The organism is Parashewanella sp. 2210YD4-3 (genome assembly GCF_056591735.1).
This window is the reverse complement of the sequence record NZ_JBWQOG010000003.1, coordinates 115,612-140,753: the sequence shown is the minus strand read 5'-3', so window position 1 is coordinate 140,753 and position 25,142 is coordinate 115,612. Positions and strand designations below refer to the sequence as shown.

The window sequence follows — 25,142 nt, the reverse complement described above, 5'->3', positions numbered from 1 at the left end:
GTATGTATTTTATGCAATTGCAGGTTTGTTTTTAAAAATAAACTTTGCAGCCATTGATTGAAGTAATGAAACAACCGAAGTCGTTCCCCAATATAAGCCAATAGCTGAAGATACGTTTAGCAGACTTATTAAACAAATCACACTCATGATTGTCATCATCAAATAGTTTACGCTTTGAGCTGTAGATGGCATAAAGTACATAGATAAACCTGTAACGAATGCAATACCTACGCTCAATATAATATCTGATTTAGCAATGTCTGAGATCCACGCAAAGCGCCCTGAAAGCAAAGCACCGTTAATCCCTTGAAACATAAAAATTCCGACCGCGGCCTGAATAACCATGTTGAGTAAATTGCTTTTATTCATCAGAGAAATGCCATTGGCTTTATACAACTCCATTAAACATTGAGATTGTTTAACAGGATCAGTTTGATACTTATCTTTAAGTTGCTCAATTTCTGGTTTGATTTGTGCCATCTTCTGACTATTAGCAAAAGTTTGTTTAAGTGAGGCCAAACCCAATGGCAATAAAATAATCCTTACAACCACTGTACAAACAATTATTGCAAGACCTGACGATAGTGAAAGTTCAGATTCCGTAAAATTAAAAACTAATTGAAATACCCAATCCATGTAAAATCCGTTTATTGCGACATATTATGTCAACATAAGCTAAGGGATTAAAACAGTTCTGTCAATATGAGGCGATATAATAATTAGCCATAAAACCAATAACATACACCTATAGCCGCTAAAGCGCCGGCTAAGTCAGCTATCAAACCACAAGTTATGGCATGGCGACCATTACGAATTCCAACCGAACCGAAATAAACCGCTAACACATAAAATGTGGTCTCTGAGCTTCCTTGGATAATTGCAACCAAACGCCCAGCAAATGAGTCCACACCTTCATGCTGCATCGTTTCAAGCATCAATGCTCTCGCACCACCCCCACTAAATGGCTTCATTATCGCAGTAGGAAGAGCATCAACAAATCTAGTATCAAAGCCTAACCAATTCACTACAGTTGCAATAGTTTGTAACGCAACATCCAATGCCCCAGAAGCTCGTAATAATCCAATTGCAATCAACATAGCAAGGATGTATGGAATAAGCTGAATCGCTTGTCCAAAGCCTTCTTTGGCCCCTTCTATAAATTCATCGTACACCGCTACTTTTCGATAGCCAGCAACAAGAATAAAACTGAAAATTAAACACAGTAATATGCCGTTACCTAATACGGTAGAGATCTCGCTTATTGCCGTCGCACTAAGGGTTGTCAAATACGTCACAACGGATAACAAGCCACCAATTATCAGCGCTGCATATCCAAGCACAACAGTATTTAATAATGAAATTCTTTGAGCAATGGAAACAGCCGTAAGCCCAGCTATAGTCGATGCACTTGTTGCAATTAAAATAGGTAAAAACACATCCGCAGGATGAGTCGCTCCTTGTTGAGCGCGATATAAAAAGACCGTCACTGGAATTAAGGTTACCGAGGAGGTGTTTAGCACTAAAAACAAAATTTGTGCATTAGAAGCAACCGTTTTAACAGGGTTAATGGACTGTAAATCCTGCATGGCTTTTAACCCTAATGGGGTTGCAGCGTTATCTAAACCAAGTGCATTAGCCGTAAGATTCATGGTGACACTGCCATAAGCTGGATGACCTCTGGGCACTTCTGGCATCAACTTAGCTAGTAATGGTTCGGTAAATTTTGAAATAAAGCGAACCATTCCAGCTTTTTCTCCAACACGCATTAGTCCCATCCACAGCGTCAACACGCCAACTAAACCAATTGCAATATCAGCAGATAGCTTGGAACTTTCAAATAATGCAGCGACTGAATCACTGACTACTGAGGTATCTCCAAAAGCCACTTTTCCTAAAATGACTACAAAAGAAATGATAAAGAAATACCACCAAATACGATTAAGCACGATTAATTTCCGATAGCTAAAATGAAAATAATAAAAACACTTAGCTAAAGAGTATTTGAAAAAAGATATTTGGGAAAGCTATTCCATTAATTTTTGCTTTGCCCTTTAATAGCAGCTTCGTATTCCTTTAACTGTCTAAAAGGCCCTTTTAGATGTTCAAATAGTTCACTAGTTTTGGCAAGCTCGCTACACTCGCACATACTCCACAACTGAGTAACGTCAAGCACATTATATTTTTTAACAAGGTTATCCACCATAGTAGGAATACCTTTTAAATACTGAACTGTGATCGCCCTACTGCCAAATTCTCCTTTAATACTTACCAAGTTCTCAGAATCATTATCGAGAAAAACAATTTTAGATTTTATTGGATTAATGCCGTTGTCTTTAAGGCATTTTGAGAGCATTTCACCTTTATTTTCACTTTCCAAGAAGACTCTACCTTGCATTAATCTGAAGGACTTTATTGGAAATCCGCCTTTTACGCACGCTAACTTACTCTTTAATCTTGAGTTATCGGTATGGGTGATAATACAAAATTTTGCAAATGGGAATTGTTTTTGGAGTTGCTCTAGCTCATCTCCACACCTAGATTCAATGAGTTTAAATCCACCATCAACCAGATCCTCTTGAATCAGCATATCATCCAAATCAAAACCAATAATAACCTCAGCATCAATTGAGGATAACTTTTTAATTAAAGGAACGAGCTCACATAAATTAAATATTTGATGTTCAACACCATCAGGTAACCCTTCAGGAATAGAAATTTGATGTAATGGGTTAAAGACCTCAACTGTTTTACTGCAGTTAATTGTTAAATTAGCTTTGCGTCTTTTAGCTACTGGAATTAGTGATTCCTTGGTCTGCTGTTGTTCGCCTTGCTCTTCTACAAGCTCAGGTATTAGTTCTCCCCTATGCCAATTGCCCAAACTGGTACAGTGAGCACTGTATGCATTTCTTGTTGATGGACTGACCAAATAACTCATTGGTTGAAAATTAAAGATTAACCCTTGTACTGCACTAGCTGTCGCAGGCTGAATCTGTACGGGGGAGTTTTGTGGTGATACTTCAACGGTCATGATGATCTTTAAAAAAGCCTAAACATCTTATTAATGATATCACTTGCACATAACCTAACCGTACGGTAGCTATTAAGCTTTGTTAATAAAATTGGTCAATAACTTATAGGCAGAAAATAAATTCTGCCTATACAGCTTATAGGCATTCTGAATATCAAACTTTTTCTAGCTGTATCATAATTCGCTTTTCAGATATTGGATACTTAGTGCCGAGCACTTGTGCAAAACAAGACACTCGATATTCTTCAATCATCCACTTAGCTTCTTCTAGCTCTTGAGGTACAGCTGCGAGCTTTGGTAATTTCGCCAATTTAGCCTCAAGGCTTTTCTCGCAATTGTTGATTGAATGCATTTGTAAACGATCACGATTTGGGTCGATTGGCAGTTTTTCCAAGCGATTTTCGATGGCTTTTAGATAACGAAGGATATCGGGTAATTTTTCCCAACCAGACACTTCAACAAACCCTTTAAACACAAGACGATCCAAGTGTGCTTGAATGTCACTCATCGCAAACGCAATATCTAAACTTATTTTACCTTTTAACCGCTTTTTAATTTTTTGATGAAGCGTCAAAATCTCTTCCGTTTTAAGCGCTATCTTTTCGGCGGTTTCATTAAGCTCTTGTCTTACCCAATCACGCGCCTTATCAAACTCATCAGCATTACGAACATCTAGCTGCTTTTCATCAAGCAGTTGTTGAACTGAAGCGGCAATAATGTCGTCAATCAATATTTGCACTTGTCCGAAAGGATTAAAGTACATTGAAAGCTTAGCCTTGTTTGGCAGCTTTTGTTGCAAGTGTTTCACAGGAGAAGGGATATTTAAAAGCAGTAATCTTCTCAACCCCCTCCTCTGCTGAATATCTGCTTGATTTTCATTATCAAATAATTTGATAGAAACTGAATCTTTATTATCAATCAGCGCTGGAAACGCTTTTACTTCAAAACTTCCTTTGTGCTGCTGATATTGCTTTGGCAAATCGCCGAAGTCCCACTCTGTGAGTTTATCTTTCTCGATCCCCGAATCCGCAACTTTCCGAATAGCTTGCTTAACTTTACCTTGAAGCGTTGCTTGTAACTCGGTCAGCTCACGACCTTGCTCGATCAACTGACCTTTATCACCTTCCACTTTAAAGTTAATGAGTAAATGTTTATCAAGTTGACTAAAATCAAAATCATCTTCACTGAGTCGAACACCACTCATTCGTAACAACTGTTTACTCAAAGCTTCGATAAAAGGTAATTCAAACGGCTTCATAGTCTCTACACAGGCTTTTGCGTATTCAGGTGACGGCACAAAGTTTCGTCGAAATGTTTTAGGTAGTGACTTGATAAGCGCTACACATTTCTCGTATCGAAGACCAGCCACTAGCCAATCAAAATCTTGATCTTCAACTTGGTTCAATAGAGCAATAGGAATATGAATGGAAACGCCGTCGTCATCGTTGCCCGGCTTAAATTGATAACTGATAGGTAACGTTAAGTTACCTTGCTGCCATTTATCAGGGAAATCTAATTGCGATACATGATCGGCATCACGTTTGAATAACATCTCTGGATCGAAATGTAACAGTTTAGGGTCATTACGCTTAGCCTTATTCCACCACTTGAACAAGGTGGCTGAACTGTAAATGTTATTAGGTAAACGTTCTTGATAAAAGTCCACCAGCACTTGCTCATCAACGAGAATGTCTTTGCGACGAGACTTATGCTCAAGTGTTTCCACTTCTTCTAATTGTTTGCAGTTATGAATATAGAAAGGTTCTTTGGTTCGTAGCTCGCCTTCTGCAAGCGCACTTCGAATAAAAATTTCACGCGATTCAACAGGGTCAACTTTTCCGTATTGTACTTTGCGTTTATGGACGGTAGTTAGACCATAAAGCACTTGATTTTCAAATGCGACAACACTCCCCTGCTTTGCTTCATAATGCGGTTCATTATAATTACGTTTAATGAGATGCCCAGCTAATGGCTCTATCCATTCAGGGTTAATTTTGGCGCAGCTTCGCGCGAACAAACGCGATGTTTCAGTGAGTTCAGCCGCCATGATCCACTTAGGGCCTTTTTTGGCGAGTGGTGAACCGGGGAACACAAAAAACTTACGATTTCGAGCACCTAAGTATTCATTGTTGTTATCTTTAAAACCAATGTGACTTAACAAACCAGACAAAATAGCCTGATGAATATTGTCATAATCAGACTCTTCACCTTTTAGCTTCCATTTAAGGTCGTGTACCGCTTGTCTTAACTGCGAATACAAATCCTGCCATTCACGAATACGCAGGTAAGCTAAAAAGTCTTGTTTACACTTCTTTCTAAATTGACTGGCCGAAAACTCTTTTTGTTGAGACTGAATATGCTCCCACAGATTTAACCAAGCAACAAAGTCTGAATCTTTGTCTTTATACTTACTATGCGCTTCATCAGCAGCTTGTTGTTTCTCTAGCGGGCGCTCACGAGGATCCTGAATTGATAATCCCGCAGCGATGACCATTACTTGCTGTAAACAACCAAGTTTATTCGCTTCAATCACCATTCTTGCTAAACGTGGATCAACTGGGATTTGCGCTAATTGATGGCCAAGTTGCGTCAGCTGTAACCCATTTTTACCTTTATTGACCGCAGTTAACTCTTCAAGCAATAAGAAGCCGTCTTTGATATGGCGAGATTCAGGCGGTTGAATGAATGGGAACCCTTCAATATCACCCAAGCCAATCGCTAGCATTTTCAAAATAACTGATGCCAAATTGGTTCTTAGGATTTCTGGATCGGTAAACTCAGGACGACTTAAAAAATCGTCTTCATCGTATAGACGAATACAAATACCTGGACCCACACGACCACAGCGACCTTGTCGCTGATTAGCACTGGCTTGTGACACTGGTTCGATCGGTAATCGTTGTACTTTAGTACGATAGCTATAGCGACTAATCCGCGCTGTACCCGGATCAATCACGTATCGAATACCCGGAACAGTCAAAGACGTTTCAGCTACGTTGGTAGCCAATACAATTCGTCTACCAACATGAGACTTAAATACTTTGGATTGCTCACCATAGGATAATCTTGCATAGAGCGGTAGAATTTCAGTATCGCGATAATTTTGTTTATTGAGCTGCTCAGCAGTATCACGAATTTCGCGCTCGCCATTCATGAAGATTAGAATATCACCGAGACCTTCGTCCATTAACTCTTCTACCGCTGAGAAGATACCTTCAATAAGATCAAGTGACTGCCCCTCTTCTCTCACTAGAGGTCGATATCGGGTTTCTACAGGGAAGGTTCTCCCAGACACTTCAATTACAGGGGCATTGCTAAAGTGCTTTGAGAAGCGATCAACATCAATGGTTGCTGAGGTAATAATGACTTTTAGATCTTTACGCTTTTTAAGGATTTCTTTCAGATACCCTAAAATGAAGTCGATGTTCAAGCTACGCTCATGAGCTTCATCGATGATCAAAGCATCGTATTGACTCAAGTAACGATCTGAAGATAATTCAGCCAATAGAATACCGTCTGTCATTAATTTGATGTAACTCGTGTCTTTAATGGCATCCGCAAAACGGACCTTAAAACCAACGGTTTCACCTAACGGAGAATTGATTTCTTCTGCAATACGAGTAGCGACAGAACGTGCGGCTAGACGCCTTGGTTGAGTATGACCAATCAAGCCTCGGCTTCCTAAGCCAAGTTCTAAACAAATCTTTGGCAGCTGTGTCGTTTTACCTGAACCCGTCTCGCCCGCAACAATCACCACTTGGTTTTCTGCAATGGCTTTAGCAATGTCATCTTTCTTTTGTGAAACAGGAAGCGCTTCAGGATAGGTTACCTTTGGTCGCTGTTGATAACGAAATTCTGCCTTTTCTTTAGCCTCTAATGCTTTTTGTTTTAACGCCTCTAATTCTTGGTCTTTTTCAGATGAGTTAGGCTGTTTATTTAAACGGAAAAGGCGCCGACGGATTTTGGCCGTATCTTGAAGAAATCCTTGATTCAAAAACGCATGGGAAAGAGGGTTAACCGTCGAAGTCACTTTATAAGCCTACATCTAAAAACAAAGCGTACGATCGTATCAGCATATTGAGGCTAAAAAAAGCGCTTACGAATAATAGCTGAAGTATGTCTTGCTACACTATGCAGTTTTTGCCTTTTTCCTTGCATGGTGACCGATTCCTGACCACAATGAACCTATACCGAAAATATCTAGGTTCGCCCTACCAACCCAAAAGACATAATTGAAAAAGTACAACGCCTCTACCTCATTAATTCTGTTAGCTTTAATCGCTTTTTCTGCATCAGGAAAAAGTAATCAGTTCATTGATGTAGAAATAAAAGGTGTAAATGAATCATTAACCAAAAACATTGAGGCTCACCTCGGTCCACTTCCGACTTCAAAAGCCTTACGTCGCGCTTTTATTTTTAATGCAGAAAGCAAAATACGTGAAGCGATGGAATCTCGTGGTTATTATCACTCACAAATAGAAACAGAATTAACCAAGGGAGTATGGCAATTTCAAATCGATGTTGAGCCAGGCAAAGCTACCATCATATCCAATATTAATATTCACATTGACGGTGAATTGAGAAATGACCCTGATTACCTAAAATGGCGCTCTGAACTCAAAATAAAAACTGGTCAGCAGCTTAATCACGGCACTTATGAGGATATAAAATCCTCCCTTGCGGCATTAGCAATAGACAATGGCTATTTTGATGCAGCCTATACAAAGTCAGAAATCTTAGTAAATCGCGACACAAGTAAAGCAAATATCGCTCTTAATTTAGACTCAGGTAAGCGTTACTTCTTTGGCGATGTTAATTTTACTGGGCAAACCCTTAATGATAACGTGCTACAAAAGCTGATTCCCTTCCCAAAAGGTTCTCCATATTCTAGCCATTGGTTATCCGAGTTTAATAAAGAGTTAAGTTCTACTGGATATTTTTCCAGTATTAAAGTTTTACCCCGGTTGCACCACTCAGCAAACCATAAAATTCCGTTAAAGGTCGAGCTAGCTAATAAAGATAGAAACATTGTTGAACTTGGTTTAGGAGCTGACATTGGCACATCTAGTGAGAGGGATATCGACCCAAGGGTTCGAGTAGCTTGGGAAATGCCTCAAATTAACAAGTATGGGCACTCACAAAGAACTACTGTGGAATGGTCACCAGAACGCCCCAAGTTCCTAACGACTTATAAAATACCTTTGACCCACCCAATAAATGACCAATTACAGCTTCAGGTAGGCTTACAACAAGACAAGTATGGAGTGACACAAGACTTTGATCCCAATGACCAAAGGTTTGAAACCAAAAATAAACTTGAAGCAACCCAATATTTGATAGGTGTTGGTCGGCAACAACAATTTAAAAACGATTGGATTTTGAACTATTCAATTCAAGGGGTTAGAAGTAAATACACTCAAGAAAATATCACATACAACCCTAAGTATATATTGCTCAATATCGCGTTAACTAGAACGGTTAAAGATATGGCCAACCCGCTAGATCCACAATTTGGTTTTAGGCAATCGTATCGAGTTGAGCAAGCAAGTACAGCTTTAGGTTCAAGTATCAACTTAACGCGATTACAAGCTCAGTTTAAATGGATTTTTACACCTTGGGATAGACACAGGTTTGTAACAAGGCTGGATTTAGGGCTTAATATTGCTAAAAGAACTAACTTACCAGAAATAGCCCCTTCATTACGATATTTTGCTGGTGGTGATCAAAGTATCAGAGGTTATGGATATCAAGAACTTGGACCATTTATTGATTACACTGACAGTACTGGCCGTCACAGACAAGTTGTAGGTGGGCGATACTTAGCAGTGGGTAGCGCAGAGTACCAGTACTATGTCACCCCTAGCTGGCGCCTAGCTACCTTTGTCGATGCAGGCAATGCGCTTGATACCAGTCAATTAAAACCGATTGTTTCTGCTGGTACTGGCATACATTGGATTTCTCCGATAGGACCAATTCGATTAGATTTAGCGACAGGCTTAAATCACACCAATACTGTTCCAAGGTCTTGGAGAATACATCTAACCATGGGTGCCGAACTATGAACTGGAAAATTGTTCGGCATTTCTGCCGTGGTTTGATTTACATACCTATAGCACTATTCGTTATGCTTGCTTTATTGGTTGGTACGCCATTTGGCAGCCAAATTACAGTATCGGCATTGAACATATTAATTCCGCAATTTAAAGCCAGTTATCAAAGTGGCACTTTAAATAAGACCATACATTTAAAAGATTTCGGCTGGAATGATAGTGGCGTTTCTATCACCTCTCAAGATATTGCACTTACATGGCAACCTCACTGTTTATTGCAGCAGCGGCTTTGTATCACTGACATTAAAGCGACTAAAACACTTATAAAACTTGATACAGCGAACCAGTCAAAGAAACAAGAAGCCTCAAACACTCATCATACAACTGAAAAAAGCGCTAATGAATTCCAGCTTCCGTTTGGACTCATAACCCAAAAAGCACATTTTCAAGACATTAGTGTTTTTTTAAATGAGCAAAAGTATGCTAGTAGTAACTTGGCGTTTTCGGCTCAATGGTTAACTACAGGTCTGATAATTACCCAGTTAAGCTCTAATCAATTCTCTATGTCCGGTGTCTGGCCCAAATCCAAGTCTACTAAATCAACTACACCTCATCACCAAAATCAAAATCAACCGATAACACTTCCACAAGTAACTCTTCCCTTTCAACTGACTGTTCATAATTCCAATTTGCTGAACTCTCAACTTGAGCTTGATGGTAACCTTATAAGGTTTAAACAAATCATGCTTGATGGCGTTTGGCGAGGAAGTCAATTAAGAGTTAAAAAAGCGCAATTATCCCATAGCAATATAACTACTGATTTAAATGGCGAGGTCAACTTTTCAGGAAACTACCCATTAAATATTAAACTGTTGTTGAAACTTGATAACCGTAAAAACAAACTTAATACATCGCTCCCTTGGTTACACTATCTCAAAGATATGGAGCATCAGTTGATAACAGCTGAACTATCAAATAATTTGTCAAGCTTAAAGTATTCGCTGCTATTGAATGGTGACATAACGGCTAAGGCTTCGGGTGAAGCAGCTATTGTTAAGCCAAACATACCATTTTCAGCTAACATCAAAAAATTAGAAGGCAGATGGAAGCTAGCACAGGGTTTGGTTTACGCCAGTAAAACTCAACTTACAGCAACAGGTGATCTAGACTCTGTAAATTTAAATGCTAAAGGACATTTTAAAACACCATTTATACCTCAAGTTGACCTTAATGTAGCGGGGAAAATCTCTGATACAGAAACCCAGATAAAACGGCTTATTATTAAATCCAGTTCGGGCAATATTAACGCTACGGGTATGGTTGCATGGAAAGATCAATATTTGTGGGATTTAGACACTAGCTTTGAGCATTTTCGACTTAAAATGTTTGGTCAAAAGTTTAGTGAAGAAATCCCAGAAGTTGCTTTAAACGGTCGGCTTATATCGAAAGGAAAAATTCATACTAATCATTGGCAAATTGGGATTAAAGATAGCAATCTAACAGGCTCATATGACTCCTCTCCGCTTATTGTAAAAGGCAGTCTGGAATTCAATTCCGACTACCACTTAAACAGCCAAGGCTTCACAGCTAAGTTTATGGGGAGTGAACTTCAACTCGCTCAACATGACAACAGTGAGCTTCAGGGTAAACTAATAATTAAGGAATTATCGACTTTAGTCCCTGCCCTAAGCGGAAGTATCAGCTCTGATTTTGTTTCTTCCCCACAAAAGCAAGCTAAATTTGATTTCAAGCTAATTGGTCATGATGTTAAATATCAAGACTATCAACTTGAAACAATAAAAAGTTCTGGAAGTTACTTCCCATTAAAAAAACACTATACAGATAGCCTGACACAGATAACCAATCTAAGTATCTACAATCACAAATTACGTTTTCTGCAAGTAAAAGCACAAGCAAATCTCACACATCAATCATCTGAAGTCACAATTCATAGTAAGCTCAACGCCCATTTAAAACTAAATTCAAAAAAAACTAATTTGGGTTGGTCATTCAATTTGCCTCGCTTTGATGTCTTTACCAAACATACAATGTGGCGACTAAATAAGACCATCAATGGCAATTGGAGTAATACTAAAAAACTTGCCATCGTCAGCCCTTTTTGCTTACTGCATAATGGAGAAGGCTTGTGTTTAAACAATGAAGCTAAAATAGGAGCGTCTGGAAATGCAGAGCTTAGTTTCAATGGTGAACTGAAAGAACTAACCAAACCTTACTTACCTAAGCACCTAGAGTTAGTAGGAAATGCCCGTATAACCTCAAAGCTAGAGTGGCAACAAGGGCAAAAGCCTAGCGGCAACCTCTTGTTACAGATGCCATCGGGGAAAGTTCGCCTTTTTGCTCATAAAAATGTACCAAAAGAATTTAGCTTTCAATCCTTTTCTCTTTCTGGAGATCTCAGCCATAAATGGCTTTCACTCAAATCAAACTTTAAATCTCAAAACTTGGCGCATTTAAATGCTCAGGTAAATGTAGGTGTTGAACCTGACCATCCTCTTAAGGGCACGCTTGATATCAAAAATATCAATTTTGCCCCTATTACTGAATTTATCCCTACTTTACGTACACTCAATGGCAATTTATCGAGCAAACTCAACATTTTGGGCACACTAAAAAAACCCTTATTAGATGGCGATATTTCAATTAAAAATGCTGAGCTTGTTTTAGCAAACAATCCGACTCGTATTCATGCATTAAATGCTGATCTAGTTGTTAAAGATCAAAAGGTAGATATTTCGAGTAAATGGAATATGGATGAAGGCAATGCATCGTTAACTGGTGCATTAAATTGGAAAGCTCAAAAGCTAACAGGGAAATTAGCCTTAAAAGGAAACGGCCTTAGTGTCATCAAACCACCCTTGGCTATATTGACAGTAAACCCAGATATTCACATAGATATAGATGGAAGCCAGGTTGCGGTTACAGGGAAAGTTAGTGTACCTGATGGAACTATAACTATTGCCCCCTTACCAAAGGAAGGCACACCGCTATCGGATGATGTAGTCTTCGTAAATCAAAAACAAAAGAACCTAAATTCAAGCTTAGTAAAGCTTATTACTAATCTAGATATTAATGTCAGCGATAAGGTAGCGATTAAAGGAATGGGGTTAGCTGCAAACTTAGGCGGCAAAATCAGTTTACGTCAAAAACAACAAGAAACTCCTTTGCTTTTTGGCTCTATTAAAGTCTTAAATGGAAGTTACCGATTTTTAGGGCAAACTTTGAATATAACGGACGGGAATCTTGAGTTCGTTGGCCCTCCTACCAATCCAAACATTAATATTGCCGCAGTCAAAATCATTCAAGATGAAGATCTAACTGTCGGTGTTAAGATAACAGGCCCAGCTCTAAAACCGAATGTACAACTGTTCTCGAATCCAGTAAAAGAACAAGCTGAAATTGTATCGTATCTATTCCAAGGCCATAGCTTTTTCAATGATGACGGCGACAATTCAAATAACAGCTTACTGCTAAGCGCTGCACTTACGATAGGAAAACAGGCAGGAAATAACCCTATTAGCTCCATCAGTAATTCTGCAGAAAATGTATTAAATAAGATAGGAGTTAAAAACGTACAACTAAATGCTAATGATGAAGGAAAAGTAGCCGTTAGTGGCTATATTGGTAATAGGTTATTAGTAAAATACGGTTATGGAGTCTTTAACCCTGGCTATGAGTTAAGTTTGCGCTTTTATCTTCTCTCTCAGCTTTACTTAGAAACCGTATCTAGCGCTGTGGGTCAGTCCCTAGATATTTACTATAGATTTAGTTTCAACTAACACAAAAAAAGCGCCTAAAGGCGCTTTTTATCGACTGAATACGTATTATTATGCGTAAACGAAATCGATGTGCTCAACCATTGGCTTGAACGAATGGCGTTGCATAGCTTGAGCGCGAACTTTAACTTCTTTACCGTCAACAACAACAGTTAGGTCAGTTGTATAGAAATCATCATTTAGTTGAATGTTGATGATATCTTTGTGCTCAAGAATGATTGACATAGGCTCTTTACCTTTGCCATATACAACTGCAGGAAGTTTTCCAGCACGACGTAGGCGGCGGCTCGAACCTTTCCCCACTTCAGTGCGGATTTCAGCGTTAAAAGTGTAAGACATATCTTTCTCACTTATATAATTCGTTAAAATAAAAAGTCAGAACCTCGACCAGTCCTGACTCATGAAAAGCTCGCGGAGTTTATCACGAACTTAAGTACCTGACTATAATAATTTTCAAAGAACTTATCGACAGGTACTTTATACCTAACAGGTTTTAACGTAACTGCTGCATTAAATAGGCATAAGTAAGCGCCTTAAGTTCCGCAGCTTGGTTATTATCTGCAGCTCCTGCATGGCCACCTTCAATGTTTTCATAATAGAGAACATCAAAACCCATGTCTTCCATTTTGGCGACCATCTTACGAGCATGTGCTGGGTGTACACGGTCATCACGAGTTGAAGTAGTAAAGAAAACCTTTGGATATTGCTTATCTTTACTTAAATTATGATAAGGCGAGTAAGTTTTTATATAGTTCCACTCGGCAGCTGCATCAGGGTTTCCGTACTCACCCATCCAACTTGCACCTGCAAGTAACTTATTAAAGCGCTTCATATCTAACAAAGGCACTTGGCAAACAACAGCATTATAAAGTTCTGGGCGACGAGTAAAAGCCGCACCTACTAATAAACCACCGTTACTACCACCTTGAATACCTAAATGGCGACTGGATGTAATGTTACGTGCAATTAAGTCTTCCGCGACGGCTTCAAAATCTTCATAAGCTTTATGACGATTATTCTTCAATGCAGCTTGGTGCCATGCAGGACCATATTCACCACCGCCGCGAATATTAGCTAACACGTAAACACCACCCTGCTCTAGCCAGTTTTTACCCGTTAACGCAGAGTATGATGGGCGTAGTGAAATCTCAAAACCGCCATAGCCGTATAGCAGAGTTGGATTCTTACCGTTTAATTTTACATTTTTAGCCATTACCACAAAATAAGGTACTTTAGTGCCATCTTTTGACGTTGCAAAAAACTGCTTGCTCTCGAATTTATCAGCGGCGAATTGTTGCGGCATTCCTTTTAGCTTTGAATATTTGAGGGACTTACCATCAACACGATACAGAGTCGATGGTTCTAAAAAGCTTTTGTAACTTACAAAGAACTCATCACTATCTCGTTGAACATTAGATACGCTTATTGAGCCGTTTTCTGGAAATGAAACCACTGAGTGTTGCCACTTGCCATTTTCATCTTGTTGATAGCGAACCAATTTACTTTTTACGTTATCTAACCAATTAATAAATACTGAGCTTTGGGTAAAACTAATTCCAGAAATGGCCGTAGTTTTTGTAGGCTCTGCAAATAAGGTAAAGACAGGATTTTGAGCAATCAATTTATCAATTGGAGTGAATACAATAGAACCTTGTTTAAAAGTTTTACCATTTGCTTTTAACTCAGTCTTTAACTCAACAAATAAATTACCTTTGAAATATCCAGAAATGTCAGCATCTTTAGGTAATGGTAAATCTATCAATTTACCATTTTTATAGACTTTATAATCTGCTGTATAAAATGAAGTGCTGTCGTACACCAAAGGCAGCGGCGTTTTATCATCGTAGGCGACATAACCACCAACCGATACAGATTTTTTATCACCAGCAAATAGAAGTTTAGCTTTTGAAAGCGGTTCACCACGTTTCCATATTTTGACGACTCGAGGATAACCAGAATCCGTCATACTTTTACCATCACCAAAATCGGTACCAACAAACAAAGTATCTTTGTCAATCCAAGATACATTAGATTTGGCTTCTGGTAAGAAAAACGGCTTTTGCGATTGTGGAACAAATGACTTAGTAGAAAGATCAAATTCTCGAACTTCAACAGCATCAGCTCCACCGCGGGAAAGACTAACCAAACACCTTTCGTTTTCAGGGTAATGGCAGCGCATTCCTTTATAAACCCAATTAACCCCTTCATTTTTTCCTAAAGCATCAATATCAAGAACAGTTTCCCACTTTGGATTTTCTTTTAGGTATTCATTCATCGTGGTGCGGCGATATACTCCACGAGTATTATTTTCATCTTTCCAGAAGTTATATAGATAATCACCACGTTTGTTTGCATAAGCAATACGGTGTTTGGAGTTATAAATGGCTAAGCTGTTTTCAACCAACTCACCAAACTTCGGATAAGCTTTGATTTGCTTAGCGGAATGTTCATTTTTTTGGCTTACCCACTGCATTGGCTTTTTACCATGCACATCTTCAAGCCATTGGAATTTGTCTTCATGCGCTTGCGCAGAACTTATAGCTGCGATTGCACCTACAAAAACGAGCGGCTGTAGATTCTTATTCATTGTTATATCCCTTTAAAAATTACCCCCGTAATATATCAAATCAGCATATTTTATAAACATATATTAACAACTGAGTAGCAAAGCGGGTCAAACTAGCCTCATCCTTGTATAACAAAACCAATAACATCATGATTTACAGTATAAAAATAAACTTTTATCTACAATACCGAATATTTTGTGTAGCTCAATAGCTCAAGACAGGACAGCTATTAATCGCCAGTTCCGACATATAATATTGTCGTTACTGCGTTTCAATTTCGGGCAGTTATAACGCAAAATACGCATAAGTAACTGTGCTGTAGAGCTTGCATATGAAAGGCGAAAGTTAACTACATAAGCAGAGTTTATATACTCTGAAGAGTAATCCGGATTTCGTTTATTTACAGCCGGTTCTATTTTGCATTATGGAATAAGAGAAAGGGAAAATATGAGTCCTGCACTAATGGGTCATGTGAAAAAGTCACACAATTTTGAGATAGATTTGGCAGTAGAAATAACTGCCAAATTCCATACATATATAGAGGGATAAAATTAGATACTTTATTTAGATTGACTCTGGTTCAAAGCTTCTTCAACTACAGAAAATATTGTCTGGTTTACTCCTAAGAGTTCTTGCCCTCTGGCACCGAAGCGCTGCACAAAATCTCCATATCTATCAAAACCACCCAATTTTGTAATAGCGAGCAAACGTGGTAACTGAGGCAATAACTGCCTTATTGAGTTTGGGATAGTTATTACCGCCACCTCATGACCATTTACTTTTGATATTCCCCAGTTAGCTGTTGCAAAGAGATCATTATTAGTAATGTCCTTAGTACCATTAAAAAATTTGAGGTTAATTCTTTCTGAACCACCATTTTCCTCTAGAGTTATTGAATTCAAGTCACCTTTAACAAAGGAAATTTTAAATTCTTCATTAGAGTACTTATAAGCGAGTATATGGGTACCATTTAGCGATGCATTATTTCCTATTGTACCTAAATACAAAACGTCAGGTATTTCACCAACTGTTGCTGGATATATATATCCAGATTTTGTTTTTTTATTCAAATAAGTTGAAACCCTCTTTGCACCTTTAGTTCGAACATTAGGCCTAATGACATCAATATAATTGCATAAGTTACTGATTGGATCATCGGCTTGAGGAGAGCAATTTCCTGTATCTTCAAAGATAACAGTATTAACTAAAGGAACAATGTTTGTTCTATATGCAAAAGAAGAGGTATTATCTGGAAATGTAATGTCACTGCCTTTAGTCGCAATAGCCCATGACGGAATGCCGCCAAACCCGTCCATTAAAATGCGGACAGGTAATCCTTCGATGAAAAACAAATCTGATGTTATGGCGTAATTTAACTGTTTGTATGTACGGTTTGTTAATTCCAACCCATTGATTTGTTCGCTTATTGCTCCAATCTGAATTGTTTCATCAACAAATTTATGATCATAATAGATACTTAGTGAAGTGAGAGAGTCATTGGAATTAGTAATACCTAAATAACCGTTTTTACCTAATACGCTCGGTCTTTCAATTGTTTCATTTTGTTCTGGTTCAAAATAATTTTGAAATTCAGTTAGCGCTCCATCATTGTAACGAAGACTCGTCGTTTTAAGTCCGTCTTGCACATCATGAAATCTAATCAAATCAGCACCAGTATTACCGTTAAAAGTGAAGAATAAGTTAACACTTGTTGCATCATCTAATTCTTGATTTAAGTAATCTTCGTAACCTAAATCCCCAGCTTCATCATCTGATGAGTCATTATCACTTACTACTTGAGAGCTTGTTGATGCAGAGGTAGTTAACCCCTGTGTTGGGATACTGCGATACTTATCAAGTTTACGCCAAATTCGGTAAGTAATGAGTTCATGAAGGTACTTACCGGACAAATTACTTAGCTCACTACTCTGCTCGATTAACTGACTACGGCGAGAGTAATCGGCAATATAATCCTGAGAAATGGTTTTATAAATTTTTGCTTCATGCTTTTCAAACGGAGTAGCGTCTGAATCATTTTTAGTTTTTAAGAAGTCCATACAGATGTCGAGATCTGTCAGCATCGCTGATTTCAATGCATTCTTAGCTTTGGATTTGGATACTGTTGAGCTTATCTCTTGACTTAGTAAGCTCGACATTGGGCTGATGTTCTCACAACCTGCTGGAGATACCATTTTAAACTCGACTTCTGATTGTTTTGCAGTTGCTTTAATCGTTGAGTCAAGTGCAACATTTGCTAATAAAGGACACTCCATGTCGAGATCATTCGAAAAAACAACCCCATCTTCATTTGAGGTTGATTGTTTTTCTTTTGTATCACACAGCATATTCTTATTACAGTCCGAGCAGACGACAACATTTTGCATGTAATCGTCAGCGATCACCGCTATGGCAGTACCATTTTCATTCGATGATGAGCCATCATTACAGGCAGCAAGAAATAGTGAAAAAACAGCAACAAACAATCCTTTGTGTGACATGATCTACTCCAATACTTACTAACTTCATTGAACATCAAAGTAGAGATACTTGATCTCACTTCAATGCCGATCGCTATTAAGCTTAGCAAGAATAAAAAATAAGACCTGAATTTTTATAGGAAGGAGCAGAAGAAGTAATACAACCTTTAATTGCATTACTTCTTACTTAAATAGTATTAGGGTCTGTTGATCTTTCAGGATTAAATTTTGTGCTATTTGAGCACTTTTCTGTTCAAGGCGTGAGCAGTGAAGCTTAGTCATCTAAGTAAGCTGGTCACTCACAACACCGAACAGGAAGTGCTCAAAAGCATCGAAGACAGCGTAAATTGGTCACTTCTGCTGCGTAATCGTTTGTTTATGTGGAGCAACCACACCACACAAACTCCGCCTTGCATAAGATAACCAATTTATCGCTGCAAAAATAAACACGAAAGATCAACAGGCCCTAATTTAATTCTGACAGCATCTGTTGACGAATGTATTTTACAGGCGCACTTCCGTAGCTTAGGAATTTTTCATGGAATTGACGTAAATCAAATTTATTGCCTAATCGCTGTTTATATTCTTCTCGGAAATCATAGATTTCTCTATAACCCGAATAGTAACTGGTTAACTGTACTTGACTCAACGTCGCCCGGCGCCACTTTCCTTCAGCTTCAGCACGTTCTTGGAAAGCTTCATTCATCAATAAATCCAAGCCTTGCTGTTTAGTCATACCCTTAACTTGAATGCTGTAATCTAAAATGGTGTTGCATATTACACGTAAATTCCACTTGTAATACATTAACCACATTTCAGGCTCAAAGTTACTATATCCCTCTTCGAGCATCATACGTTCAGTATATACAGCCCAGCCTTCAATCATAGCGCCATTGCCGAATAAGCTTTTAACTAAGCTTGGAGATTCATTTGAATATACCAGTTGAGTGTAATGGCCTGGTATTGCTTCGTGAATATTTAGAATTTGCAAAATCCAATGATTATATTCACGCAAATAGCTTTCTGCTTGTGCGTCAGTCATTGCATCAAGTGGTGTAACATTGTAATAAGTATTACCATGCTTATCGTAAGGGCCTGGCGCACTAATAGATGCACCTGCAAAACCACGCATATAAGCAGGTGTTTCACGAACGACTAGAGGCTTAGATGGGTCAAGTGTGATCAATTGTTTTTTATTAACAAAATCTACAAGTTCTGGGATTTGTTTTTTAACTTCTGCGACAAAGTCATCACGCTTAACATGCCTTACAGATAATTTGTCGATGAGCTTACGAATCGCCAGCTTTTTATCATCTGGTTGTGGTTCAGAAAAATACTTTGGCCACAATTCACCTGTTAATTTAACCATTTCCGCTTGGACACGGCTTTTATCTGCTACTGCTTTAGTGAAGAGTTGTTTAGCCGTCATTCCAGATTGGATATCCAGTGCAAATTTTTGTTCGTACAACTTTTCGCCAATACTAAAACTGCGAGCACCATTTTTAGTAAGATCTTTTTCTAAACCTTGAAGCCAAGTAGCATAGCCGTTAATTGCCTCTCTAACTTGTTTGACTCTCTTGGCAAACAGTTTTTTTTCGGCATCAGTTAAGCCAGATTTGTCTGCTTTTTTGATTAGTTCATCAGAGAAGACCCCAAGTCCTCCCTTGTTCTGTTGAATAGCTAGCAGCGTATGTTCCAAGGTTGGGTTAGAAATACTGTTTTTAGCTGCTTGATAATAATCAGCAACATATTTCATACGATTAAGAACTGATTTTAATCTTTGGTCAAGTGGAGCAAAATCTTCATTGATGATTTGAGCAAAGCCACCAGCAACATTATATTGTGCCGGATTCCATTGCCATGCCTTACCACTGCTAATTCCCCACTCCACTTTATCAAGAACGTTTTCAATCAAGCGATAATCAATGGACTGACTAGTCGTTAAGTTAGAAAGCTTAATTTGTTTTAAAGCATCACGCTGCTTTTTAACAAAAGATAGCGTTTGAGTTCGACTGTTTTCATTAGGAATAATTAGCAGATCATCATATTTATGGTAACCACTGTACGTTGCCCATGTTGGAAATTGTTTCCAAAGGCTCTCGATAAACTGATTAGAAAACTTTATGAATGCTTGGTTTTTAACTTGGGCTTGTTGAGGAGACTGAACCTGTTTTATGTTAGAAGAGCCACTACATGCAGTGACTCCGACTAGTGCTGTTGTGAGCGCTATAGCTAATAAGCTCTTTTTCATTATTATGTCCCTAACTAATTTTAGTTTGAAACATAATACTGAATTAGATTGTTAATACAATGAAGCTTCACCTTCAGGTCGAGTTTTTAGTACTTTCAAACACCACATATATTGTTCAGGATGTGCCATGATTGAACGCTCAATCATATCATTTAAACACTGAGCCTCAGACTGCTTACACTTAATGGAATTTAAATCGCAAGCATCCATAACTTCGACTTCGAAACGATGATTTTGTTTTGAATAACCAACACAAACAGGCAAAACAACAGCATTACCAGCATTTGCTAATCGACCAACTACGGGCAAAGTAGCTTTAACTGTATTGAAAAATGGAGCTAGCACACTTTGCTCTGGACCTAAGTCTTCATCAGGCAAGTAAAAAAAGCTTCTATCTTCTTTTAATGCAGAAATCATAGCACGAATGCCAGCCTCTCTTTTATACACATGGCCACCATGACTACTACGAATTTTTACGGATAACCACTGGAAAACAGGGTTTCGATGGTCCTTTGTCATCGCCATCATCGGTAATTCAGTACTTAACCTTAAACCTGCATGTTCTAGTCCCCACACATGTGGTGATACAAAAATAATTGGCTTACCTTCATCGCGAGCTTTTTTGATATGTTGATAACCTGCTAGAGATACTGACGACTGAAGTTTCTTCTTGCTACAAACCATCAATTCAGACTGAGCCAATAGCGTCATCAAAAAGTATTCAATATTGTTTCTAACTAAAATTTCAATGTCATCATCTGATTTTTGAGGGAAGCAAGCTTTGAGATTGGCTTTACATATTTTAACTTGTTTCTTTGAGAGTTTATAAACGAAATTTGTAAGTCTAGAAGCGATAGATTCTCTAACTTTAGCTGGAAGCAGACCAATTAAAAATAAAATCACGACACCTACCCAAGAAAACCAATGCTTAGGGTGTAATAATTCTGCTTTAAAGTCGCAATTCAATTTACTTTTTTTGCAGGACAAACGGGCTACCTCACGTGAACATCTATATTTTTATAATTATTAGTTACAGCAAACTAGTTTAAACATTTGTAGAAATAGATGTAAATTATTTGTAACTGAAATCTAATTTTTGGATTATACCTAATGTAGAGTACTAAAACTAAGTAAAGTTCAAGAAAAGTGAGTATATAACGGCGATTGTAAGTGTTTTGAGTGAAAAATAAAAAAGACCACCTCACCGGTGGTCATAGCGTTTTTAAAGGTACAAGGAAAGGCAAATGAACCAAATTGACTTTGTGTGTCTACAGCTTTGTACTGACTCGTCTTCGTTATTTAGTTAACGAATTCTCGTTCAGGCCAGGCGTTAATTACAGCTTTTACCAATGAAGCCAATGGAATAGCAAAAAACACGCCCCATACTCCCCACAATCCTCCAAATGTTAGTACCGCAGCAATGATGATAACGGGGTGGAGATCTACAGCATCAGAAAAAAGCAACGGCACAAGGACATTACCGTCAAGTGCTTGGATAATTCCATAACCTAGCATGACATAACCAAACGTTGGACTGATTCCAAATTGAAAAAATGTCACCAGTAGAATTGGTAAGGTAACCAAAGCCGCACCTAAAAACGGGATCAAGACAGATAAACCTGTTAATAAACCCAGTAACGCAGCGTATCTCAAATCCATAAATAAGAAGAAAACATAAGTAGCAACACCGACTACAACCGTTTCAATCACTTTACCACGAATATAATTGAACAATTGTTGATGCATTTCCGACCAAACTTTCCCTGCTAATTCTCGGTTACTTGGAAAAAAGCGCTTCACGCCATTCAATAATTCTCGCTTGTCCTTCAAGAAAAAGAAAACAAGCAATGGAACTAAAACCACATAAATCATCAAAACAATTAAAGATGCAGAAAATCCAAGTAACTGTTGCCCAAGGTTGATTAAATGTTTTGTATCTAATAAGGCTTTTGCTTCATTTAATAAGCTGTTGATTTGATCTGTACTAATATAATCAGGATACTTAGTAGAGAGTTCTTTCGCCATTAGCATGCCTTGATCAAGCATTTTGGGTAACTCAGAAATAAACGCAATTCCTTGATTCCAAACACTGGGTAATACGCCCAAAACTAACAGCAACACTAGACCTATAAATGCCAGCAAAACGATAGATGAACCAGCAGTACGATTTATGCCTATACGATGCATCTGCTTAACGGGCCACTCTAATAAGAATGCTAACACTATCGCAACGATTAATGGCGCTAGAATACCAGCAGCGAAATAAATGGTCAGAAATAACGTTAAAAGGATCAGCACCAAAGTAACAGCTTGCGGGTCACTGAATTTGGACTTATACCAATCTGAAAGTAAAGAAATCATGAGTTTTCACTTAATATGGATAATTACTTGGTTACAACAAATTCAAACTTATCTTTAGTATTGCTGATTATTTGAACTTCGTGTCCCTGTTGTTGTAAAAATTTGGGAACATCTTTACGTGACAGGTGGTCATATATGGCGAGATGTAACTTTTCACCTACATTTAGACTTTTTAAAGCCATTTTTACTTTAACTAAAACAAGTGGACAACGGTGATCAGTTAAATCAATAAATTGCATAATACGCTTGCTCTTAAGTAACTGTGGCTATTATCCTAAGTTACAAGCAAAACACAAGTGACTCCCCTATTTTAGTGATATATCGATTAAAAGTAGGTCTACATTGAATAAACAAAAGCGTTTCTTAAAATTAAAAAAAATGACAATGGCTTTACTTACAGCCAGTATGCTTGCTTCATCTAATTTAGCTTGGTCAAATAACGAACTTCCAGATCTAGGTACAGCAGCCTCAAGTACATTAACGATCGATCAAGAAAATGAATTGGGTGATATTTACATGCGTGTACAACGGGCAACTAGACCTGTGGTATACGACCCTCTTTTAAACCAATACATCACTGAATTAGGCAATAAGCTTGTCGCACATGCACGTGACGTAAAAACGTCTTTTGATTTCTTTTTAATACAAAACGACGAAATTAATGCATTCGCATTCTTTGGTGGTCATGTGGGCATTCATACAGGCTTATTGCTAAATGCCGACAACGAGAGTGAACTTGCTTCCGTTTATGCTCATGAAATTGCCCATGTTACCCAAAGACACTTAGCAAGGGCGATGGAAGCTAGGTCTCGGAGTAATCCAGCTATGATTGCCGGTATGATAGGCTCACTACTATTGGCAGTGGCGGCACCAGAAGCAGGAATGGCCGCATTAGCGACAACAACAGGAATTGCGAGACAAGCCCAGATCAACTATACCCGTTCCAATGAAAAAGAAGCAGACCGTATTGGCATGCATGCACTGGTTGATTCTGGTTTTGATCCCGATGGAGCGTATCTTTTCTTTAATAAGCTTGCAAGAAAATATCAATACGCAACAAGATTGCCAGAAATTTTACAAAGTCACCCTCTTCCGAAATCAAGGATCACAGAAGCACGTAATCGAGCATCAAAATATCCACACAGATATATTCCTGCTAGCCTTGATTTCCAATTAGCCAAAGCTAGAGTTCAAGTAAGGTTTTCAGACTATAGCCCAAACGCTGTATTAGCCATCTTTAATAAGCAGCTTGAACTGAAAACATTTGCCCTTAAAGATGCCGCACTTTATGGCAAAGCACTGGCATTATTCGAACTAGATAAAACAAAGGAATCAGCTGAAATAATTGATAAATTGCTCAAAAAAGATCCTGACAATTTGTTCTATATTGACACAAAAACCGACTTATTGCTCAAAGTAAAGAAATACCATCAAGCTATCGACATGTTAGCAACCCAATATCAAGATAGACCGTCATCGCATGTGATTACGATGAACTTAGCTCATGCTTATATTGAAGCAGGAAAGCCTAAGAAAGCCATACCAATTCTTCAAGACGCTATTTTTTATGATTGGGATAATATGGTTGCATATCAATTGTTACTTGATGCTTATACTAAAAGTGAAAATTTGTCGATGAAGCACTATATACAGGCAGAGATAATGGCATTGCAAGCAAATTATGATGGCGCTATTGACCAACTGAATTACGCCCACCAACAAAGCCAAGACGATCCACTACAACTTGCAAGAATAGAAGCTAGAATAAGACAATTCAGGCAATACGAGATTGAAATAAAAAAATTATCTAAGCGATAGATTTTTGTTAAAATTCGGCTTAAACAATTAGATTGGAAAAAACATGACTAAAGTAACCATCTTTCACAACCCTCGTTGCTCAAAGAGCCGTCAGACACTTGCTCTACTAGAAGAAAATAAGTGTGAAATTGAAATCGTTGAATACTTAAAAAATGTGCCTTCAATATCTACTCTAAAAAGCATTCATACTAAGCTTAATGTTTCTGTACGTGAAATGATGCGAACCAAAGAAGATGATTATAAACAGCAAAATCTAGCTGAGGAGTCTGTAACTGACGAACAGCTTTTTGAAGCTATGACAGTTACACCAAAAATCATTGAGCGTCCTATCGTACTAGCCAATGATAAAGCTGTGATTGGCCGCCCACCAGAAAATGTATTGGATATTATTTAATGCAAACACAAACATTATTTCAACTATGCAGAGTTGGCTATATTGCATTAGTTTTGCTTTTAAGTGGTTACTTTATTCAGCTTGGCTTGTCAGGAACCTATAGTTTTGCATTTACTGCACTATGGATCATTCCGTTACTGCTGCCGTTAAAGGGAGTGATTCAAGGTAACCCTTATACATTTGCGTGGGCAAGCTTCATTTTATGCCTATATGAGCTGCACGCTCTTACGAACTTATGGGTAGCTAACAACGGGTTTACTTTTGCTGTTATTGAAACCATTTTAATTTCTCTACTTTTGGTTGGATTTCCATACTATGCACGCTTTCGAGGTCGAGAGTTAGGTTTAGGGCTTAAAAAGAAGAAAGATCAAAGTAACTGATCACTTGAAATCAAAAAAGCCC

At 38.2% G+C, this 25,142-nt stretch carries 16 protein-coding genes; 5 read left to right on the top strand and 11 right to left on the bottom strand.

Annotated elements, in window-relative coordinates; genetic code table 11:
- Positions 1-9: 9 nt before the first annotated feature.
- From AC1EU0_RS05820 to hrpA, 4 genes are all read right to left on the bottom strand, one after another.
- The gene (locus tag AC1EU0_RS05820) at positions 10-636 is read right to left on the bottom strand and encodes a YidC/Oxa1 family membrane protein insertase (protein WP_480301137.1); all 627 of its coding nucleotides are present in this window, start codon (positions 634-636) and stop codon (positions 10-12) included.
- Positions 637-719: 83 nt separating this feature from the next.
- Positions 720-1,946 carry a nucleoside recognition domain-containing protein gene (locus AC1EU0_RS05815; RefSeq protein ID WP_480301135.1) on the bottom strand — a complete coding sequence of 409 codons (1,227 nt, stop codon included), beginning with the start codon at positions 1,944-1,946 and terminating at the stop codon, positions 720-722.
- A gap of 86 nt (positions 1,947-2,032) precedes the next feature.
- Positions 2,033-3,028, bottom strand: a complete 996-nt coding sequence (locus AC1EU0_RS05810; RefSeq protein WP_480301134.1) for a hypothetical protein — start codon at positions 3,026-3,028, stop codon at positions 2,033-2,035.
- A gap of 154 nt (positions 3,029-3,182) precedes the next feature.
- Positions 3,183-7,058 carry an ATP-dependent RNA helicase HrpA gene (gene hrpA, locus AC1EU0_RS05805; protein ID WP_480301132.1) on the bottom strand — a complete coding sequence of 1,292 codons (3,876 nt, stop codon included), beginning with the start codon at positions 7,056-7,058 and terminating at the stop codon, positions 3,183-3,185.
- A 202-nt stretch (positions 7,059-7,260) separates the two neighbouring features.
- Here hrpA and AC1EU0_RS05800 point away from each other — a divergent pair, with 202 nt between their 5' ends.
- Both AC1EU0_RS05800 and AC1EU0_RS05795 read left to right on the top strand, forming a co-directional pair.
- Positions 7,261-9,090, top strand: a complete 1,830-nt coding sequence (locus AC1EU0_RS05800; protein ID WP_480301130.1) for an autotransporter assembly complex protein TamA — start codon at positions 7,261-7,263, stop codon at positions 9,088-9,090.
- Positions 9,087-12,875, top strand: coding sequence for a translocation/assembly module TamB domain-containing protein (locus AC1EU0_RS05795; RefSeq protein WP_480301128.1), 3,789 nt, complete (start codon positions 9,087-9,089; stop codon positions 12,873-12,875). Before AC1EU0_RS05800 ends, AC1EU0_RS05795 begins: the two co-directional genes overlap by 4 nt.
- Before the next feature lie 48 nt (positions 12,876-12,923).
- Here AC1EU0_RS05795 and rplY read toward each other — a convergent pair whose 3' ends face one another.
- The 7 genes from rplY to AC1EU0_RS05760 all read right to left on the bottom strand — a co-directional run bounded on the left by rplY (position 12,924) and on the right by AC1EU0_RS05760 (position 22,767).
- Positions 12,924-13,211: a 50S ribosomal protein L25 gene (rplY, locus tag AC1EU0_RS05790; protein ID WP_480301126.1), complete on the bottom strand. Its 288-nt coding sequence runs from the start codon at positions 13,209-13,211 to the stop codon at positions 12,924-12,926.
- Positions 13,212-13,365: 154 nt separating this feature from the next.
- Positions 13,366-15,459, bottom strand: coding sequence for a prolyl oligopeptidase family serine peptidase (locus AC1EU0_RS05785; RefSeq protein ID WP_480301125.1), 2,094 nt, complete (start codon positions 15,457-15,459; stop codon positions 13,366-13,368).
- A gap of 540 nt (positions 15,460-15,999) precedes the next feature.
- Positions 16,000-17,937 carry a hypothetical protein gene (locus AC1EU0_RS05780; protein WP_480301123.1) on the bottom strand — a complete coding sequence of 646 codons (1,938 nt, stop codon included), beginning with the start codon at positions 17,935-17,937 and terminating at the stop codon, positions 16,000-16,002.
- 445 nt (positions 17,938-18,382) lie between these two features.
- Complete coding sequence (locus AC1EU0_RS05775; protein ID WP_480301122.1) at positions 18,383-20,167, bottom strand: DUF885 domain-containing protein; 1,785 nt, start codon at positions 20,165-20,167, stop codon at positions 18,383-18,385.
- A gap of 51 nt (positions 20,168-20,218) precedes the next feature.
- Positions 20,219-21,154, bottom strand: coding sequence for a lauroyl-Kdo(2)-lipid IV(A) myristoyltransferase (lpxM, locus tag AC1EU0_RS05770; RefSeq protein ID WP_480301120.1), 936 nt, complete (start codon positions 21,152-21,154; stop codon positions 20,219-20,221).
- Between the two features lie 312 nt (positions 21,155-21,466).
- Positions 21,467-22,528, bottom strand: coding sequence for an AI-2E family transporter (locus tag AC1EU0_RS05765; RefSeq protein WP_480301118.1), 1,062 nt, complete (start codon positions 22,526-22,528; stop codon positions 21,467-21,469).
- Between the two features lie 23 nt (positions 22,529-22,551).
- Entirely contained in the window at positions 22,552-22,767 is a 216-nt protein-coding gene (locus AC1EU0_RS05760) for a sulfurtransferase TusA family protein (RefSeq protein WP_480301116.1), read from the bottom strand.
- A 139-nt stretch (positions 22,768-22,906) separates the two neighbouring features.
- Between AC1EU0_RS05760 and bepA the strand changes: the two genes are divergently transcribed.
- The 3 genes from bepA to AC1EU0_RS05745 are packed head-to-tail and all read left to right on the top strand — an operon-like array spanning position 22,907 to position 25,120.
- Positions 22,907-24,346: a beta-barrel assembly-enhancing protease gene (gene bepA / locus AC1EU0_RS05755; protein ID WP_480301556.1), complete on the top strand. Its 1,440-nt coding sequence runs from the start codon at positions 22,907-22,909 to the stop codon at positions 24,344-24,346.
- 43 nt (positions 24,347-24,389) lie between these two features.
- Positions 24,390-24,740 carry an arsenate reductase (glutaredoxin) gene (arsC, locus tag AC1EU0_RS05750; protein WP_480301115.1) on the top strand — a complete coding sequence of 117 codons (351 nt, stop codon included), beginning with the start codon at positions 24,390-24,392 and terminating at the stop codon, positions 24,738-24,740.
- A complete protein-coding gene (locus tag AC1EU0_RS05745) occupies positions 24,740-25,120 on the top strand; it encodes a DUF2069 domain-containing protein (RefSeq protein ID WP_480301113.1) in 381 nt (126 codons plus the stop codon). Before arsC ends, AC1EU0_RS05745 begins: the two co-directional genes overlap by 1 nt.
- The last annotated feature ends 22 nt before the right edge of the window (positions 25,121-25,142 follow it).